This is a genomic window from Methylophilus sp. 5 (genome assembly GCF_000515275.1).
Taxonomy (GTDB): Bacteria; Pseudomonadota; Gammaproteobacteria; order Burkholderiales; family Methylophilaceae; genus Methylophilus.
This window is the reverse complement of sequence record NZ_KI911560.1, coordinates 454892-474200: the sequence shown is the minus strand read 5'-3', so window position 1 is coordinate 474200 and position 19309 is coordinate 454892. Positions and strand designations below refer to the sequence as shown.

General features: G+C 50.3%; 11 protein-coding genes. 6 read left to right on the top strand and 5 right to left on the bottom strand.

Going from position 1 to position 19309, the window contains the following annotated elements; all coding sequences use genetic code 11:
• A complete protein-coding gene (locus tag METH5_RS0102040) occupies positions 1-504 on the top strand; it encodes a type II secretion system protein (protein ID WP_029146938.1) in 504 nt (167 codons plus the stop codon).
• Positions 505-511: 7 nt separating this feature from the next.
• On the opposite strand, the gene METH5_RS15155 is transcribed toward METH5_RS0102040, so the two are convergent.
• Entirely contained in the window at positions 512-1183 is a 672-nt protein-coding gene (locus METH5_RS15155) for a lytic transglycosylase domain-containing protein (RefSeq protein ID WP_081726682.1), read from the bottom strand.
• A 267-nt stretch (positions 1184-1450) separates the two neighbouring features.
• On the opposite strand from METH5_RS15155, the gene epsA reads away from it, so the two are divergent.
• Positions 1451-2284 (top strand): XrtB/PEP-CTERM-associated transcriptional regulator EpsA, encoded by an 834-nt coding sequence (epsA, locus tag METH5_RS0102030; protein ID WP_232410907.1) that lies wholly within the window; start codon positions 1451-1453, stop codon positions 2282-2284.
• 115 nt (positions 2285-2399) lie between these two features.
• Here the strand turns inward: epsA and METH5_RS0102025 are convergent, their stop codons facing one another.
• Genes METH5_RS0102025 through METH5_RS0102010 form a run of 4 tightly spaced genes read right to left on the bottom strand, consistent with a single transcriptional unit; the run spans position 2400 to position 4801 of the window.
• Positions 2400-2879 carry an arsenate reductase ArsC gene (locus METH5_RS0102025; protein ID WP_029146936.1) on the bottom strand — a complete coding sequence of 160 codons (480 nt, stop codon included), beginning with the start codon at positions 2877-2879 and terminating at the stop codon, positions 2400-2402.
• A gap of 30 nt (positions 2880-2909) precedes the next feature.
• Complete coding sequence (gene arsB / locus METH5_RS0102020) at positions 2910-3965, bottom strand: ACR3 family arsenite efflux transporter (RefSeq protein ID WP_051412814.1); 1056 nt, start codon at positions 3963-3965, stop codon at positions 2910-2912.
• Positions 3966-4010: 45 nt separating this feature from the next.
• Entirely contained in the window at positions 4011-4469 is a 459-nt protein-coding gene (locus METH5_RS0102015; RefSeq protein ID WP_029146934.1) for an ArsI/CadI family heavy metal resistance metalloenzyme, read from the bottom strand.
• 8 nt (positions 4470-4477) lie between these two features.
• Positions 4478-4801, bottom strand: coding sequence for a helix-turn-helix transcriptional regulator (locus METH5_RS0102010; protein WP_029146933.1), 324 nt, complete (start codon positions 4799-4801; stop codon positions 4478-4480).
• A gap of 356 nt (positions 4802-5157) precedes the next feature.
• Between METH5_RS0102010 and METH5_RS0102005 the strand changes: the two genes are divergently transcribed.
• The 4 genes from METH5_RS0102005 (at position 5158) to METH5_RS0101990 (ending at position 19304) form a co-directional block, all read left to right on the top strand.
• The gene (locus METH5_RS0102005; RefSeq protein ID WP_029146932.1) at positions 5158-5922 is read left to right on the top strand and encodes a PEP-CTERM sorting domain-containing protein; all 765 of its coding nucleotides are present in this window, start codon (positions 5158-5160) and stop codon (positions 5920-5922) included.
• A 70-nt stretch (positions 5923-5992) separates the two neighbouring features.
• A complete protein-coding gene (locus METH5_RS0102000) occupies positions 5993-7462 on the top strand; it encodes a hypothetical protein (protein WP_232410906.1) in 1470 nt (489 codons plus the stop codon).
• 187 nt (positions 7463-7649) lie between these two features.
• Positions 7650-9296, top strand: coding sequence for a ShlB/FhaC/HecB family hemolysin secretion/activation protein (locus tag METH5_RS0101995; protein ID WP_232410905.1), 1647 nt, complete (start codon positions 7650-7652; stop codon positions 9294-9296).
• A gap of 27 nt (positions 9297-9323) precedes the next feature.
• Positions 9324-19304 carry a filamentous haemagglutinin family protein gene (locus tag METH5_RS0101990; protein WP_029146929.1) on the top strand — a complete coding sequence of 3327 codons (9981 nt, stop codon included), beginning with the start codon at positions 9324-9326 and terminating at the stop codon, positions 19302-19304.
• Positions 19305-19309: the final 5 nt, after the last annotated feature.

Sequence of the window (19309 nt, the reverse complement as noted above, 5' to 3'; positions counted from 1 at the left end):
ATGCTTAACGGACGATTATTTTACAGCAGAGGATTTTCCTACATTGGCGTGTTAGTGACGCTGGTGATTGCAGCGATCGGCATGCAGGGGGCCGCTGTGATGTGGCAGCAGCAATCTCAGCGCAGCAATGAAACGTTGTTGCTAGAAGCCGGTGAGGCTTATCGGCTGGCGATTGGGCGTTATTACGAGGCCACGCCACAGCCGGTCAAACAGTATCCGTCGCGCTTGGAAGACCTGATAGAAGACAAGCGATTTCCTGTGTCTAAACGGCATTTACGCAAGCTGTATGCAGACCCGTTTTTTGTGAAGCAGGGCATGGCGCTAATCATCAGGGATGGACGTATCGTTGGCGTGCATAGCCAGTCGTTGTTAGCGCCGATTCGCAGCAGTGGTTATCAGGAGTCTCAATCAGGCTTTCATGGCGCCAAGCATTATCGTGAGTGGCAGTTTGTGTATGAGCCCAATACCTTGGCCGATCTGGAGCTGGCCTGGGTCAATCGTTAAAACGGTATCAGTTGCTGAGTTGGCTGGCGTAACTGCTGGGCGCGAGCCGGGTTTTAAAGGTTTGATAATAACCAAGAACCTTGGGAACATATTGCCGGGTTTCAGCAAAAGGGGGCACCGCGTGTTGATGCGTTTTAACGGCTTGTGGCCCGGCATTATACGCAGCCAGTGCCAAGGTGACATTGCCTTCAAACATATCCAGCATTCTTTTTAAGTAATGAGAGCCCCATAATATTTGCTGCGGCACAGACCATTGCCTGACCGGGATCGTGGTCATGGTTTGTGCCGTGGCTGGCAGCACTTGCATCAGGCCATAGGCGCCCTTGGGTGACAGTGCTCTGGGGTTGTAGCCAGACTCTGTGGCAATCACCGCATGGATCAGGGCCGGGTCTACCTGGGTGATCCTGGCTGCGGCTTGCACTTCAGACTGATAGGGAATATTGCCTGCCTGCCAGTGTAGAGGCCTGCGTTGGTCGGACGTGACCGACGGCTCCGGGGCTTCGGTGTCTGTATTGCTGATCACCACTTCCAATGCATCTGTATTATCCAGCACAATCTGTTCGGCAAGTATTTGTTGCCCGCCAGCAGCCTCTGCATGACTGATGCCATGCTGGCCAACGATTGTCAGCAGACACATGGCGAGCGTATGACGATGTGGCAGCAAAAAGGCTAAATGCATGATGGGATCATTGTGTCACAGACATGTGACAGTGCAAAGACACTTGACCTTGTGTGGTTAACCAATATTTGCCAATCTATTCACAGTATTGTCACGTTTCATCAGTGCGCCTGCTGCCATGCAGGCCATTCAAAAAAGTACTTTTTAGTCATAGTCTTAGCCACTAATCCGCTGTCATTAATTTATCAATCAACTGACATGCCGGAATCATTTTTCTGTCACAAATTTTGAGCACACTTGCTGCATTTATATCAATGTGGTTAACACATGGACACAACAATAACAGGGATAGATCAGGCCAACGACCAGTGGACGTTGGCACTGAATGAGGAGCAACGCGCGCTATTTATGGAGGTGATTGAGGAATCGTTGCGTTTGCAGCATCGCTCACACCTTTTTAACTGGCTACAACGAGGGTTTCAGTGTTTGCTGGCGCACGAGGTGGTGATCATTGGTGTGCGCGGTTTAGAGCGCGCCAGTTATGACTATGAATACCTGACCTCCAGCCGCTATTTTGGTGACACCCAGTTTGACCAGGTGCTCAATGAGGACGATGGCCTGGTGAGTGAAGCTTTTACGCGCTGGAGCAAGCTGGGCATGCCGGTGTTTTACCATACCGAGCTTGCCTCGCAGCAATATAACCATTATGCCGTTGAGCATGTAGAGGCTGAGCGCATGCTGGCCTCTGAGCTCAAGCGCTTTGTGGTGCACGGCTTTGGCAACGAGCATAGCCGTATTGCCACCATGGTCATGTTTGGTCGCTTAAGCTCGGCTGCCAATGCACAAACGGCGCATTTGCTTGAGTTACTGATGCCGCACCTGCATTGCGCGATTGTCAAAGTCACCGCCAATAAATGTCCGTCCGTGTTATCTACCACCGCGCGCAACGGCCGTATCAAACCATTGAGCAAGCGTGAGCTTGAAGTGCTCGAATGGTTGCAGGCCGGCAAAACCAATTGGGAGATTGGCAATATCATGACGGTCAGCCCGCTCACGATTAAAAACCACGTCCAGAACATTTTGCGCAAGCTGGATGTAGAAAACCGCAGCCAGGCTGCCAGCAAGGCACTCAAACTGGGGCTGATTGCGCGCAAGCAATAAGCCCGATCGCTAATCATCGTGTCTAGTCGTAGTGTGTATTAAGTTAAGGGCTGCTTGAGGCGCAATGCTACAAGGTGGCGAATGGCAAAATGGCCTGAGTGATATGCGTATTTATTTAGGTGACGCTGGCAGCAATCTGATCCATGGCTGCTTTTAATGCGGTTTTATCATGTTGTAGTTGCTCAAGTGGCAAAGCAAAAAATGCTTCAATGCGTGCACGTAGCGTGTTGTATGCCTGATAAAAAGCGGCTTCGATTTCTGCCTCGGTGCCTGTCGCATGTGCCGGGTCTTCAACTCCCCAATGCGTGCGAATCACCGGGCCCAAATATGCCGGGCAGGTTTCACCAGCCGCGCTGCCGCAGACGGTAATCACAATGTCGGGCGTGACTGGCAGGTTGTCCCAGGACTTGCTGTGATAGCCTTCAGTGGCGATGCCTTCTTTGGCTAACAGCGCGAGTGAGCGAGGGTGCACATAACCGGTGGGTTTGCTGCCTGCGCTCATCGCCTGCCAGCCTTGCGGTGCAAGATGATTAAAAGTGGCTTCGCCCAGAATCGAGCGGCAGGAGTTTCCAGTACACAAAAACAGAATATTCATGGCTTTTCTTTCTATCGGGTCAATTTTTAATTAGGCGGCTTCGTACCACTGACGACTACGGTTGACGATGGCGACCACAGACAGCATTACTGGCACTTCAATTAATACACCGACAACTGTGGCCAGTGCGGCACCTGAGTCAAAGCCAAACAGGGCAATCGCAGTGGCCACCGCCAGTTCAAAAAAGTTAGAGGCGCCGATAAGTGCTGATGGGCCAGCCACGCAATGGGCGACCTTGAGCTTTTTGTTCAGCCAGTAAGCCAGCATCGAATTAAAGTAAACCTGAATAGTGATCGGGATGGCCAGCAAGCCAATCACGACTGGTTGCTCAAGTATTTGTTGGCCCTGAAAAGCAAACAGCAAGACCAGTGTCAGTAATAAAGCGGCGAGCGAGATAGGCTGTGTTGTTTTAAGCAAACGATCCAGCGCCGCTTGTCCCTTGGTGAGCATCTTTTTGCGTAATAGTTGACTGATGATCACAGGCACCACGATAAACAAGAGCACAGACAAAAACAACGTTGTCCATGGTACGCTGATGTTGGATACCCCAAGCAGCAAAGCCACCAGTGGCGCAAAGGCAAATAGCATAATGGCATCATTAATCGCAACCTGCGACAAGGTAAATTTGGGCTCGCCACCACACAAGCCACTCCAGACAAACACCATCGCCGTGCAAGGCGCCGCCGCCAATAAAATCAGGCCTGCGATATAGCTGTCAATCTGCTCAGCGGGCAACCAATCGGCAAAAAAGTGGCGTATGAACAGCCACGCCAATAAAGCCATTGAGAACGGTTTCACAATCCAGTTGATAAACAGTGTCACGCCTATGCCTTTGCTGTGCGTCAGCACCTCGCGCATGGCAGAAAAATCAATTTTGATCAGCATCGGGATGATCATTAGCCAAATTAATATCGCCACCGGCAAGTTAACCTCAGCAACCTTTAACTCGCCCACGGCGTGAAAAAATTGCGGCAATAGTTTGCCTAGGCCAATGCCGACGACAATACAGCCCAGTAGCCACCAGGTGAGATTGCGTTCAAAAGAGCTGATGCCGGTATGCTTGGTTTTTGTCTGCTGATCAGTCATGATTTATCCCAATGTCATTCAATCTATGTTTTATTTCTGGCCTGTTCAGGGTTTGTTTCTGGCAATAAACTGCACTTTTTGCGGTGCAGGGACGCAACAGGCTGCGTTGCTCTTTTCTGTTGAGTCATGATTATTAAAGGTCGGCGCACTATCCAGGGTGCGATATGTCTCCCAGGCGATGCCTGACGGATCCTGCACCCAATGTTTGTCCGATTTGGCGTAGCAGCAGGTGGTGCCTTCCTCAGTCAATATGCCCATCTCTGCCTGCTCAAGTCTGGTTTTTATCTCTGCCAGTTCCGCTTCTGTTTCTACCTGAACGCCGATATGATCGAGGCCAGGCTTGGCGCCACGCTGGCTAATCGCAAAATTGACCAATGGATCATTCAGCATCCATTTGGCGTAATCCGGTTTTGCCACCGAGGGCGCCGCGCCAAACAAATGTGTATAAAAGCCTATGCTTTGCGATAAGTCTTCTACTGAGACATGTAGATGCATTCTTTTCATAACACTCCTTATTTGCTTTCGCAGAGTGATTCCGGGCAACAGCGCTGCGCACCCGCGCAACAGTTCTCGGTCAGATAGCCAAGCAAACTTTCCATCGCGGCATAATTCGCCGAGTAATAAATAAAACGGCTGACTGGTTTTGAGCTGATCAAACCCGCATGACTCAACTCTTTTAAATGAAACGACAGTGTACTCGGCGGGATGGCGAGTGACTCACCAATACTGCCAGCCGCAAGCCCCTCAGGCCCTGCCTGCACTAAGAGTCTAAATATCTCCAAGCGCGCTTCCTGCGCAATAGAGGCCAACTGTAAAACCACTAATTTATTATTCATATTATTATATTTCCATAAATATGGAAATATTGTCAAGCGGTTTAAATGGGTAAATGCAAACGCAGTCGATTATTCATACCTCGCTTGCTACATGTCTGTTTTGCTTTTTTAGCCGGCTCTAGTCCGTTGAGACTATGGATGTACTGCAGATTGTCATCAGCTCTTCGTAGACTCTGATGGTTTTCTGAGGGGGAGTGTGGCGCTCAAGCGGACTAGTCCATGTGGACTATGTTTCGAAAATAAGGCTGTCATCTAGCTGCTCCATACTTTTTCGGGATGAGGTTCATCGTATTCGCTCAGGTATTTAGTAGTTTGCTCTTTCTATCGGTTTGCTCAAAAAATTTAAGGAGAAGTATATGAAATTTCAAGTAAAAGCATTGGTTGCTGCATTGGCCTTAACAGTATCTGGCGTGGCCAGCGCGGCTAGCGTTCCAGCAAGTGGTAATGGTTCTTTGTTTTTGACCATTTTTGATCGTACAACGAGCTCAGCGTTGGTGATTGATACAGGTTCTTTCTACAGCACTTTGAATGAAATCGGTACTGATGTTGCTGATTCTGGCTTTGATGGCGCAAGCGCGACACTGACATTTGATCTGAGCTCAAACTCAGCTTTTCAGTCATTTATTAGCAGTGCCAACCTGAGCACTACTTACTACAACGTGTTTGCTGGTGACACCTTGGGTGCTGGCGCTGCAGCTGGTGCACGTGGCATGATTTCTTCATACGACACGACTTATTTCGATCCTACCAATGAGCAGGCACTTGCTATTTCCAAGTCACCACTGGTGACTGCAGTTGGTGCTTTTAACCAACTGGTTTACCAGAACAACGACCCATTCACATACTTTGCGAATGATAACAATGGTTATCAAGGCCCAACATCTATCGCTTTGGTAGGCAGTGAAATGAGCCTGTACCAAACCGTGCAAAAAGCAACTAACGGTGCGGGCACTAACTTCCTGTACGACAACACTAAAGTGACATTCTCACAAGCTGGTTTGTTGACGATCTCTTCTGTAGCCGTGGCTACACCAGTACCAGAACCAGAAAACTTCGCTTTGCTGGCTTTGGGGATGGGTGTTGTTGCCGCAGCTGCACGTCGTCGTAAATCTGCAAAATAATTAAAAAAAGGGGCTCTTTGGAGCCCCTCTGCTCTTTCACGCTATTTGATTCAGCAAATTTAAGGGAACTATGATGAAAATCAAACAAATCGCAATGGCACTGGCAGCGCTGTCTGTGAGTACATTGGCTGCAGCAGGTGTGACACCAGCTCAAATTGAAACTGCACGTGGTGCAGGTACTTTGGACCAAGCATGGGTTGCTGGTGCTTCTGCACCAACCAAGTCTATCTATGAAGGTTGGGTAAAAGGTTGCCAGGCTGGTACTGGTTCTATTTTTACTTCTCAAGCAACTTCAAGCACTGCAGTGACACCAGGCTCACTGGGTAACTTCGTTGCTTACGCTTGTGTGCGTGGTACACGTACTTCTGTGTTGTATCACACTGTAGACGGCGGCTCATTGAATGCCTATACACCATTCACTAATGGCACCAAGCTGGCACGTGTTTCTTACGTAGGCAATGCTTCCTGTACCAAACTGGCAACAGGTTACGCAGACGCAACTAACACTGCTAACAACGCCGATGTATACAAAGGTTGCGCGCAATCAGGTGCTGCCGTGGCTCTGGATGCAACTGGTGTACAAACCGCTGCAAACAACGTAGTTAACGCCGCTGCATTAACTGCCAACCCATTGGCACCTCAGCAAATCGTTGGTGGTTTCTCTGACGTTGAGCCAACATTGTTCTCTGCCACTATCGGTGGTGGTAATGTTTCCAGCTTCGGTACTGTTAGCAATGCGTTCCTGGGTCAGGCTTTTGGTGTTGCTGTGTCTACACCGTTGTACCGCAAACTGCAAGAAGTGCAAGGCATCACTGAAGCGGGTACTTCATACAGCGCAGCTTTAGCACCTTCTTTGACTAAAGGTCAAATCGCTTCTATTCTGGCTGAAGGTAGTGCTGTACAGACAGCTGAATCATGGTTGCCTATTATCGGTGACGACAATGGCGAAAAAGTGATTATCCAACGCCGTGTAGATACTTCCGGTTCACAAGCTTCTTCAAATGCGTTCTTCCTGGGTAACCCATGTCTGGGTGGCAGCTTGTTGTTGCCTTCAAGCACTTCAACTGGTAACTACCAAGTGGTGCTTAACTCCGGTTCCGGTAACGTAAAAACCAACATCACAACAGCGTCTAACGCAGCTGCTGGTTCACGTTATGCGATCGGTGTATTGTCTCTGGAAAATGATCCAACAGTAGAGAATGCAGCTAACAACGGCTATCGCTACATCAAAGTTGACGGTTCACACCCAGAAACGGGCGACGTTTCAAATGCACGTGCTGCTGCGGCTGCTGGTACTTATCCATTCCATATGGAAATGAAAGCATTCGTTGCTAACACAGCACCAGCTGGCTTCCAGAGAAACATCGTTGGTACTATCGTTAACGCTTTGAAAAACCCAACGGCGGCTGCTTGCGCAACATTGCCACGTGGTTTGACATTGAACCCAGACGGTGGCAACACCACTTGTGAAGCAGGCGTTGTAAAAGCCAAGTTCACTAACTTTGGCAACAACTGCGCACCAGCAGTGTTGTATGAGTAATAAAAGTTAAAAACTTATCCTCAATCAGGATAAGTACCTAATAAACGCACCCCTCAAAAGGGGGTGCGTTTTTCTTTTGATGGCGGGTGTTTATGGACTAGTCCGTTTCATGTGCATGACATAAAAGTTTAAGAAAATGCAGGTCTGTTGAAATTGCCAAACGTCTGATTTTACAAAGGTCTTTAACTTGAATTTGAAATCCCCACTGCTATGGATGTCTGTGCTGGCGTGTGCCATGTCTCAGGCCATCTTTGCTGAAGAACAGCCTGACTTGGTCATGGCGGAGGTTGCGCCCGCAAATGCCGCTGCAGACGAGCTCACGTTTAATGTATTTGAGTTTCAGGTGGATGGTAATACCGTGCTCAATAGTGCTGCCATTGAGCAAACGGTTTATCCATTTATGGGGGAACAAAAGACCATACAGGATGTTGAGCAGGCAAGGTCTGCACTTGAGAAAGCCTATCAGGAGGCTGGCTATTTGACCGTCTCCGTCAGTATTCCACAGCAAGAAGTGGATCAAGGTGTTGTGCGTTTGCAGGTCACTGAGGGCAAGGTTGATCGTTTGCAGGTGGTGGATGCGCAGTATCACACCCTGAGTGAAATCAAGTCACGCGCACCGCAGTTTGCCGAAGGTTCGGTACCGCACTTTCCAACAGCACAAAAAGAGCTAGGTACGCTTAATCGTAACCAGAACCGTCAGGTGACGCCGGTTCTGCGTCCTGGCAAGTCGCCGGGTACCGTTGAGATTGATTTGCAAGTCAAAGACAAGCTGCCTTTACATGCCAACATAGAGTTGAATGACCGCTACTCACCCAACACGACAGAGTTACGCCTGAATGCCGGCGTTAAATATGAGAACCTGTTCCAGAAAGACCATAGTCTGGGGCTGAATCTTCAGGTGTCGCCGGAAGATACCAACGAGGTCAAGGTGCTTTCTGGCACTTATGTGATTCCACGCTTGAATGGCGATTACTTTGCCGCTTATGCGGTGGTGTCAGACAGTAATATCGCGGCTGTAGGTGATATTAACGTGATTGGTAAGGGCTATATTCTTGGGGCAAGATATATTCATCCACTACCGCTGGCCGATGGTTTTTATCATAGCCTGACATTTGGCATGGACTATAAAGAATTTAAAGAAACTTTGTTTTTGCCAAGCACTGATCCGACATCACCAGGCCCTTTAACCTCCAAGACGCCAATTAGTTATTGGGCGACCTCAATCGGCTATGACACCAATATCCAGTCAGCTTATGGCCAGACACAAACCAGCATGGTGTTGAATATGGCGCCGCGTTTAATGGGCAACAGCGACGCTGAGTTTGATCTCAAGCGGGATAAAGCCAAAGCCAATTTTTTCTATGTGCGCGCAGATGCCAAGCATCTTTATACCTTTGCTTCCGGCTGGGCATTGCAAGCCAAGGTGGCCGCGCAGCTGGCCAGTGATCCGCTCATTTCAACCGAGCAGTTCACCATTGGCGGTGTGGAGTCAGTACGTGGTTATCTGGAGTCCAGCCGTTTAGGGGATAGCGGTATTTCCGGCTCTGCTGAGCTACGCACACCACCGCTTGCGAGCGCGTTTAAAGCCTCACCATTTGCTGACTATATCAAAGAAATGTATGCCTACACCTTTATGGATGCTGGTCGTGTGCAAGTCAAAAATTCAGCCGGGCTGGAGCCTTTTTACGAATTGTATTCTGCTGGTTTGGGCTTCAAGTTGAAGACCACAACCGGCTGGTTCTCTTACCTCGATTATGCGCAGGCCATGAATGATGCGCCCCTGGTCAAGCATGGAGATTACAGGCTGCACTTTCGTGTTGGCTATGAATGGTAACCGCGAGCGAGTAAACGGAGTAGAGATATGAATCAGGGACTATATAAACTGGTATTCAGCAAAATTCACCATGCGATGGTGGTGGTGGCTGAGATTGCTTCTTCACGTGCGGGTGAAGGGCGTACCCGCGCGCGCGGTGCAGCCGTTATCTGGTTGTCGCTGAGTATGCTACCTGGTCCATGGGCGGTGATGAGTGCCTGGGCGGATATGCCTGCGGGTATCAGTATTCGCGACATTGTCAATGACTCTACGCGTGTGATTAGCTCGGACATCAACAACATTACGTTTCAGCAAATCAAGCCACAGGCGATTGTTAACTATAACCAGTTAGACCTGGCTAAAGGACAAAACTTTAACGTCAATATGCAGGCCGGGTGGTCCATGTTAAACCGCGTGCATAGTGTGGACCCCAGCATACTGAATGGCAACGTGAATGCCGCAGGTAATGTCTATTTTGTGAATGCCAATGGCGTGATTATTGGTAAAGACGCCGTGTTTAACGTGGGCTCACTGTTTGCCGGGACACTGAATATTACCGATGCCCTGTTTCAATCTGGGTTTGTGAATGAGGCTGGCTATAACAGTGTGTTTGAGTTGGTCGATACCATCAATCTGACGCCAGACCAGGCTAGTAAAGTGAATAATGCCGAGGTCCGGGTAGAGAGCGGTGCGCAGATTAATGCCGCCAAAGGCGGCAAGGTGATGCTGTTTGCACCTAACGTTAAAGTTGAAAAAAATGCGGTGATCAAAACCCCAGACGGCCAGACCATTCTGGCCGCAGGTAAAAAGATTTACCTTAAAGGTAGCCAGGATCCAGCTGGTATGCTGGTCGAAGTGGCTTCTGGCGGCACGGCCACCAACCTCGGTAAAATTGTAGCCGAGCGCGGCAACATTACCATGATGGGCCTGGCCGTGAACCAGATGGGAACACTTTCAGCAACCACTTCTGTACGAGCTAACGGCTCCATCAGGCTGGTTGCTCAGTCCAATGCTACGGTTACCAATGGGGAATCTGATCAGCGATACGACGGTATTGTGACTTTGGGTACTGGTAGTGTGACTGAAGTGACCCCTGAAATGAATGATAAAGAGGAGGTGTTGGCATCATTGGCATTCAAAACCTCGGATATCAGTATTGCAGGTAGCCTGGTCAATATTGACGGGCTGGTCAGCGCCAAGGGTGGTAACGTCACGGTGAGCAGCGCCTACGATGCGGCCTCTATACTCAATAGCCAGGTGCCACGTCGTATTTATCTGGGTGAGCATGCGACCATAGATGTTTCTGGCGTCGATGCTGTTGCGTCCATGTCTCGCTTTCAGCTAGAGGTGCAGCTGAACTCTGACGCTTTGAAAGACAACCCGATTTTGCGTGGCTCAAACCTGTTTGGTAAAAAGGTTTTTGTGGATGCCCGCAAAGGCACCGACCTGTTTGACCTGCAGCCGTATATTGATTCGACGCGCATGGCGACGGTGTCAGAGAAGATGACTAACGCCGGTACAGTGACGCTCTCTAACCCGAACGAAATTATCGCGGCAAAAGGCTCAACGATTAATGTGTCTGGCGGCTCAACCACTTATACCGGCGGCGCACTAAAAGAGTCGCAGCTGTTATTTAACGGCAAGCTGGTGCCGATCTCCCAGGCACAGGTTGGGGTGGCTTACAGTGGTCTTGGTGATAGTACGACCGTTTATGATGCCAAATGGGGCACGTCAGAAACCTTTACTTTGGGTAACCTCAGTTACAAGGTTCAAAGCTTTTTTGAGGGCGGTAATGCCGGTGCAGTCAAGTTAGTTACGCCAGTGTCAGGTGGTTATGTGCAAAAGCTGGTGTTAGATGGTACTTTGCTTGGTAATACCAAAGTCAGCCAGCAGCAGTTACTTTCACAACATGTGCCACTGGGGGCATCGCTTGAAGCCAGTGCTCGCAATCTCGACCTGGTGCGCTCGATACAGCGCTTGTCTAGTGGCTTTGCCTTTGAGGATGTGATCGCGGGTGACGACAGTTTTGTCTCCAGCATAGGCACTGGCTTTCTGGCGCAGGGATTTAACCAGATTGATTTGCATGATGTTGAAACGCTGAATGTGAATACAGCGCTTAATCTGGATGCCAATGGCTCACTCACGCTCAGTCGTAGCGGTTTGACCACTGTCAATATTAACCAGAACATCATAGCCAGCGGCGCCGATGTGCATTTAGATGCAGGCCTGACCAGAATTGCAAACAACGTGACAATCTCGACGGCAGGCAATTTTGTGAATAACAAAATCGGCATGAAGGGCGCATTAACACAGCAGACGGCTGAAAATGCCGGCAGCATTCAGGCTGGGGTGATCGAGTTTGGCCAGAATGTCACACTGGATGCCTCTGCCGGTGCTTATGTCGATCGCAGCGGTACGGTGCACACAGGCGATGCAGGCAATATCGGCTTTACCACCCAAAGCCAGTTACCTACCAATCTGGCCCTGCGCGCCTATGGCTTCGATCACGGTGGCGAGCTGAGTATCCAGTTTGGTCAGGGTAATCCTACCAATTTATATATCGGGGTGGATGGCATTGCCACCGATGCTTTGAACTTCAGCCTGAATAACAGTTTTTTCAACCAGGGCGGGTTTTCCAAATATCATCTGGGTGCATTTAATGTACACATTGGTGCCGATAATGTCGGCACCACCAGCCTGGTCTATGGCGTGGCGCAGACGCTACAGATGAAGTCAGGATACTCTACTGCCGCCAGTAGCAATAACCTGTTGAGTGTGACGCGTTTAACCACACTGCCTGACTATTTAAGGCAGGCAGTTTCTTTTGATTTTGCCAGCCATCGGGAAGGTGATCTGCTAGGTGTATTGACGGTGCATGAAAATGCCCATATCAAGACCGATGCAGGTGGCAGCGTGCAACTGTCGGCAGGCAAGCAGGTCAATGTACTAGGCGATATCACTGCCAAAGGGGGGAATATCACCCTGAAAATCAATGATAACGATCCCACAATGCCTGAAGATCCTAGCCAGATGGTGTTTGTGGGCAGCCACGCGACATTAGATGTCTCAGGCACCAGCTTCCGTTTGCCAAACTCGCGTGCGGGTCTGGAACAGAATCAAATTGTGAATGCCGGCACCATTACAATGAATAGTGCTGACAACGAACAAAAAGGGGCCGTGGTCATCAAGCAGGGTGCATTGTTGAATGTGTCTGCGACCAGTGTTGCTACCAATACGCTGACTAATCGTGGCTATATTGCCGAGACGCTCTATGGCGATGCCGGTGAGATTAATTTATATGGCTATGGCAGCCTGTTGGTCGATGGCACACTCTCCGGTCATGCACAAGGCACCGGGCGCGGCGGTAGCCTGAACATGCTGTTTCAGTCCGTGGCTTATGATGCCAGCAACCCTTATGTCAATGACAGTGGCCGTTTTCATGTCACCAATGATCAGCAATTGCTGACAACGAATATTCAAGCCGGTGATGCCTTGAAAGATACCACAACGTCTGTGACGACAGCCACCGGGCAATTGCAACGGGCACAAATTTCTGCCGCTCAAATTGAATCCGGCGGATTTGATAATGTGCATTTAGGCAGTTTTATCACTGGCGAGACAAATGCCAATAACCGCCTGCTGCTTGCATCAGATCTGAATTTGTCAGTCGCCGGTAATTTGCGCCTGGATAGCCCGGTGTTGCAGGTGCTGGATAATGGCCATGCACAATTAAGTGCAGGCCATTTGCAGCTTTATAGCCGCAAAAATGATGTAGACGCGCAAGTGCTGGGCGGCAATGGTGAGCTTACCCTGAATGCTAATCAGATTTACCTTGATGGCCTGGTCGCCACCAGTGGCGTGAGCCGCACCAACCTCAATGCGTTACGGGATATCCACGGCCAGGGAGCGAGCACTTATGTGCAGCTTGGCTTGAATGCCACGCCAGCAGGATTAACCACTCAAGGTGAACTCAATCTCACCGCCAGGCAAATCTACCCTGATTCGGGGGCGCAGCTGACGTTTGTTGCCGAAGGTGCGAATAGCCAGATTAATGTGCGCTCCAGCGGGTTGGCCCCTTCTAATGTGCTCTCCGGCGGTGGCATACTCACTTTGCAGGCTAGCCATATTCAACAAGATGGCGTATTGAAAGCACCGTTTGGCCAGATTCACCTCATAGGCAGCGAAAGCGTTACTTTGGGGGCGGGCAGCCTGACGTCCGTTTCCGGCACCGGCCAGAATATTCCTTTTGGCGTCACCGTGTCTGCTGGACAGGTATTCAACCCGAGCAACGGTGAAAGCCGTGACCTGATTGATAAAGAGATTTCAATTGAAGCGCCAGATACCAAGTTGAGTGAAGGTGCTACGGTCGATCTGTCTGGTGGTGGCGAACTGTTTGCTTACGAGTGGGTCAGTGGTGGCGTTGGCGGCACCCAAGATATTTTGGCGCAACCGAACACCTATGCTTTGATCCCGACCATGGCGTCTGATTATTCTGCTACCGATCGTACTTATAGCGGCAGTTCAGCGGGTGTCGATGTTGGTCAGAGCATTTACATTACGGGTGTTGCCGGTATTCCAACAGGCACCTATACATTAATGCCTGCCAGATATGCATTAGTACCAGGTGCTTTTATTGTGCAGCGCAGCGATGCGGCTTTAGTCCGTGGCCAGACCTCTGCCATGCAGGATGGCAGCATGCTGACCACGGGTTACATGTCTGATTTGAGCACGGGTGCTAAAGACGCGCAGTGGTCTACCTTCCGTGTGATTGACGGCAGTGTGCTACGCCCTGCTGAGGGCGCGGTTTCAAAAGCGCCTTCACAATATGTGGTGACCAATGCCAGCACTTATTTTTCTGACCCGCTGCATACCGGTGGCGCCGATGTCAAAAATACCCAGGATGCAGGCAAGCTGACCTTGCAGGCACAGCAGCTGGCACTGGAGGGAACTGTGACTGCCCGCAAAATCACAGGCGCAGATGGTCTGATGGTTGATATCAGTGCCAATAGCATTCGTGTTGTCAGCCACGTAGATAGTAGTGATCAAAGCAGTTTGCAGTTACAGGCCAGCCAGTTAAATGCGCTGAACGCGGACAGTATCCTGCTGGGGGGCGTACGTAGCCAAAGTAATAACACGACCAATATTAATACCATTGCCAGCACGGTCAGTATTGAAAACGATGCCAGCCAGGTGTTACATACCGTGGAGTTTATGGCGACTGCGCGTGACAGCGTCAGTATGGCGGCTGGGGCACAAATTGATACCGGCACGCGCAATGCGAACGCTAAAACGGTGAATATCAATACCAGTGGCGACGGTGCATTTTTCGGTGCATCTTCGGTGAATCAGCTGCAGTACACCCGCACCGGCACATCAATTAACGCACAAAGTGGCGTATTGAATATTGCACAAAATGCACAGATTTCTGCAGGTAATTCGTTAGTGATGGATGGCAGCCAGAATGTCAGTTTTGCTGGCAATATCACCTTGGCTGATGGTGCCAGTGCCACCCTGGGCTCTAACCGCATCCTGATTGGCGATGCACCAGCCGGGGAGTCAGGCTTGCATGTGAATGACCAAACCCTGTCGCAACTGGATAATGTGGCTAACCTCACTCTGAACAGTTACAGCACCGTCGATACTTATGGGGATGTGACGTTTGGTAATGACAAACTGAACCTCACCGTAAATGCAGCGGGCATTGCCGGGCATCTGGCAGACGGTGAAACGACGGCGCCTGTGGGGAGTACGGTGACTTTTAATACCAAGACCTTCACCCTGAAAAATACAGTGGATGCCAATTATGCGGGTGTGGCTGATCCATCGGGCAGAACCTTGCAGATCAATGCGGAATCAGTGCGGTTGGAAGGCGACCCATCAGGTGTGCTTGAAAATAATGCCATTGCCAGTGTTGATAAAAATACCATCGGTGGTTTTGACGGTGTGCAGATCAACGCCAAGACCTTAACCGTGGCCGAGCGTGGCGCACTTGACTTGCAAGTGAATCAAACGCAGTTGAATGTGGGCAGAATCACCACTGAGGGTTCTGCCAACTACACCGTGGCGACGGCAGGCACGTTGACGACGACGCAAGGCGATACGACAGGTCTCACAGCCAATAGCAATATCGGCGGATCGCTGACCTTGCAAGCGGATCAACTGCATGTGAACAGCCGTATCGAAGCCTTGTCTGGGCAAATTAATCTGCAGGGTGGCAGCCAGTTACAATTGGGTAGCCAGGCTGCGGTGGTTGCATCGTCTTCGAGCAAAACCTATGCAGATAAAACCACGTATATTGATGCTGGCAAGGTACAGCTCAGCAGTGGTGGCAATATCGTTGTCGATAGTGGTGCCGTGGTCAACGTGAGCGCACAAGGTGATGCGGATGCAGGCAAAATCAGTTTGTCAGCGACTACCGGCAATATCCAGTTGCAAGGGCAGTTAGATGGCCGTGCACTGGGCACCGGGCAGGGTGGGGCGCTTGAAGTAGATGTTGGCACATTACCTTCTGTTGTTGCGGTTGATCAGCAGGCACAAGGCTTTAGTCAAAGTCGCAGTTATCGTGTACGCACCGGCGATGTCAATGTTGACGGTACTGGTACACAAGCACTCACGGCCAAACAGATTAGCGTGACGGCAGACCAGGGGGCGATTAATGTGTCTGGCACAGTGAATGCCAACAGTGACAAGCAAGGCAGTATTGGATTGTATGCTGCAGGTGATTTAACGCTGGAAAGCACGGCACAGTTAACCGCTAACTCATCAAAAGCCGGTGCAGAAGGCGGCAAGGTGGTGCTGGCAACTAGCAACGGTGCGCTCAATTTGAATCAAGGCTCTAGCATACAGGTCGCTGGCGGTAGCAATGGTGCCGGCGGCACTGTGAATTTACGCGCGCCGCGTACGGGGGCTGGCTCTGGCACAGGGGTGGCGGTCAATAGTCTGGATACCACGATCACCGGTGCACAGTCTGTGGTGCTGGAAGCATTCAGGGTATTTAACAATGTGACTACATTGACCACAGGCAGTGGTAATGGCAGTACTTTGGGCTATACCACCCTGGCAAACGATGTCAGCAGTTTTATGGGCAACCAGGCCAGCATACTGGCCAGCCTTGGCAAAACGGGGGATAGCAGTTTCCATCTGCGTGCCGGTCAAGAAGTTCGTTCTAACGGTAACCTGACTGTCAGTACCGACTGGAACTTGTATTCAGATTCCCGCACCGGTAATGAGCCGGGCATTCTCACCTTGCGTGCAGCCAACAATCTCACCTTGAACGGCTCGCTCAGTGATGGCTTCGCTAATGCGGCGACCACGGCCACCATCGGTACAGGTGACTCCTGGAGCTACCGTCTGGTGGCGGGCGCTGATATGACGTCGGCCAATGTGATGAATACAACACCCTCTACCATCGGTATCGATGGTAATAGTGAGTCAGGCAATTTGACGCTGGCCAGTAACAAGCTGGTGAGAACAGGCACTGGTGATATTGAGATCGCCACCGGTGGCGATCTCGTGATGGGCAATGCCAGCGCTGTTATTTATACAGCCGGGGTTGAAGCGGCTGCGTTGCCCGGTTTCACGCCGCCAGTTGTCGCACAACGTCCGTTGTACCTGGACAATGGGGGTGATATTACGCTGAATGTTCGCGGTAATATCAATGGCTCAGAAAACGATAGCCGTCAGGTGATTAATCAGTGGTTGTTCCGCCAGGCGGGTAACACTCAATTGAAAGATGCCTCCTGGTGGATACGCAATGATCAATTCAAGCAAAGCCTGGGTGCGCTGGGTGGTGGTAATGTGACCATCAATGCTGGCGGTAATATTGCAAATTTCTCAGCCTCTGTGCCGACCTCTGCTCGTTACGATAACTTCGGTGACGGCGCTACAGGTAATAGTGTGGTGAATGGTGGCGGCGATTTGCATGTCACGGCAGGGGGTGACTTGTATAGCGGTGTCTATTTTATTGGCAAGGGTGAGGGGACCATCAAGGTTGGAGGCAGTATTACTGCGCAACCAGATAAACTCTATGGCACCGTGCTGGCGATGATGGATGGCAAGTTTGATGTGAGTGCGGGTAAAGATGTACGTATAGAAGCCACGTTTAATCCGACGCTATTACCGCAATCAACCACCAACTCACCGAATAGTGACAGTGCTGCGCACAACAGCTATTTCAATACTTACAGTGAAACAGCGGCAGTCAGTCTGACTGCGTTGACCGGTAGTATCAGCTATGCAACACAACTCAACGATTTGATTGCAGCTTCTACAGGACTGCGGGCCAATGTCTTCGGTGGAGTCAGTTTGAATCCGGGGACGGTATCCATGGCTGCACATAACGGGAGCATTACGTTGGGGCAGGCATATCTGGTCTCGGCCAGCCAGGGCAATCTGTCATTGTTGGCAGATCAGAATATACAGATTGGCCGGTTGATGATGTCTGATGCCAATGTTAGCGACTTGCCTACAGTGAATACCCCTGTTAGGTCTTCAGACTTAAATGACGAAACGAGATTGTTGGCGAATGATCTGCCTTACTTCAATAACCATGCCAATAGCCTGTTACATGCTAACGATTTTCAAACTTCTCTGATCGTCACTAAAACAGGTGATATTAGTGGATATGACAGCCTGATTCCTGGGTTGGTTTATTTGCCAAAAGTGACTCAGATTGTGGCTGGCCAGGATGTGACACGCCTGAATATTGCGCTGCAAAATAACCGTAGCAGTGATATCAGTGTGATTGCCGCTGGCCGTGATGTGAATACCAAAAATGTGGTGATTGCTGGTCCTGGCGAGTTGCTGGTGCAAGCTGGCAGAAATGTGGACCTGGTTTACAATGATGTGAGCACTATTCAGGCAGTAGGCAGTACGGGCACCAGCAATGGCGACTTTGAGTTTACCCCGGCTTACCGTGCCAATACTTTACTGCCTACCACAGGTTCGTCTATCAGCCTGTTAGCGGGGGTAGGGGCGGGTGGCAAAGTGCAAGACTACATTGATCGCTATATCGCACCTGCAGGCGCAGGGCCGGAGGTGATTGAGGATGATGCTAGCGCCCTGGCAACTTACAAAGAAAAAACGGCCGCGTATTTGCTGGCGTTTATGAAAAAACTCACCGGTAATAATGACTTGACGCAAGCACAGGCTTACACGCAGTTTAATGCGCAGTCTACAGCGATTAAAACCGTGTTCGTCAACCGTCACCTGACGACTGAGCTGATTAACTCTGCCCAAAACTTTGCCAAAACGGATAGTCATCAGCGTGGTTATGATGCCTTGGATACCTTGTATCCGACCAAATATGCTGGCGATATTTTGTTGTTTAACTCCAAGATTTCAACGAACAGTGGCGGCAGTATTGATCTGATCGCGCCTGGTGGCTTGATAAACGTCGGGGTGCCAGGACAAGGTGGCGACGATATTGGCATCATTACCGAAAAAGGCGGTGAGATTCGTGCGATTGCCGATGGTGATTTCTCTGTCAATCAGTCCAAAGTGATTACGCAGTTTGGGAGTGACATTGCCATCTGGTCTACAAACGGTACGATTGATGCAGGGCGTGGTTCCAAAACAGCCACCTCCGTGCCTGAGCGTATCGTGCAGACCGATGTATACGGTAATACGCGGGTAGAAGTCAGGGGCGTTGCCTCAGGTAGTGGTATCCGCGCACAAACCTATGACCCGGATGGTCCAAATGGGCCGGAGCAGGCACCGACGCAAGGCAATGTGTATTTGACAGCGCCTATTGTTGATGCGGGTGAGGCAGGTATTCAAGGCATTATCCAGATTGTTTCACCTGTGGTGCTCAACGCAGGCAATATCCAGGCCGGTAATGGTTCTACAGGCATTCCTGTCGCCGCCACAACGGCGATTGCAGGGCTCGGCACCACCACTAACCCAGATAGCGTGAATGCGGCAAGCCAGGCGGTTGCACAAAATGTGGCCAACTCGGCGGTCAATAGCGCTTTGGTCAAACCGGTGTTGCCATCTATTATTTCGGTCGATGTGCTCGGGTTTGGTCGATAAAGCTA

Coding starts and splice junctions, on each gene's coding strand:
- METH5_RS0102040 (WP_029146938.1), top strand. CDS start 1: ATGCTTAACGGACGATTATTTTACAGCAGAGGATTTTCCTACATTGGC.
- METH5_RS15155 (WP_081726682.1), bottom strand. CDS start 1,183: ATGCATTTAGCCTTTTTGCTGCCACATCGTCATACGCTCGCCATGTGT.
- epsA (WP_232410907.1), top strand. CDS start 1,451: ATGGACACAACAATAACAGGGATAGATCAGGCCAACGACCAGTGGACG.
- METH5_RS0102025 (WP_029146936.1), bottom strand. CDS start 2,879: ATGAATATTCTGTTTTTGTGTACTGGAAACTCCTGCCGCTCGATTCTG.
- arsB (WP_051412814.1), bottom strand. CDS start 3,965: ATGACTGATCAGCAGACAAAAACCAAGCATACCGGCATCAGCTCTTTT.
- METH5_RS0102015 (WP_029146934.1), bottom strand. CDS start 4,469: ATGAAAAGAATGCATCTACATGTCTCAGTAGAAGACTTATCGCAAAGC.
- METH5_RS0102010 (WP_029146933.1), bottom strand. CDS start 4,801: ATGAATAATAAATTAGTGGTTTTACAGTTGGCCTCTATTGCGCAGGAA.
- METH5_RS0102005 (WP_029146932.1), top strand. CDS start 5,158: ATGAAATTTCAAGTAAAAGCATTGGTTGCTGCATTGGCCTTAACAGTA.
- METH5_RS0102000 (WP_232410906.1), top strand. CDS start 5,993: ATGATGAAAATCAAACAAATCGCAATGGCACTGGCAGCGCTGTCTGTG.
- METH5_RS0101990 (WP_029146929.1), top strand. CDS start 9,324: ATGAATCAGGGACTATATAAACTGGTATTCAGCAAAATTCACCATGCG.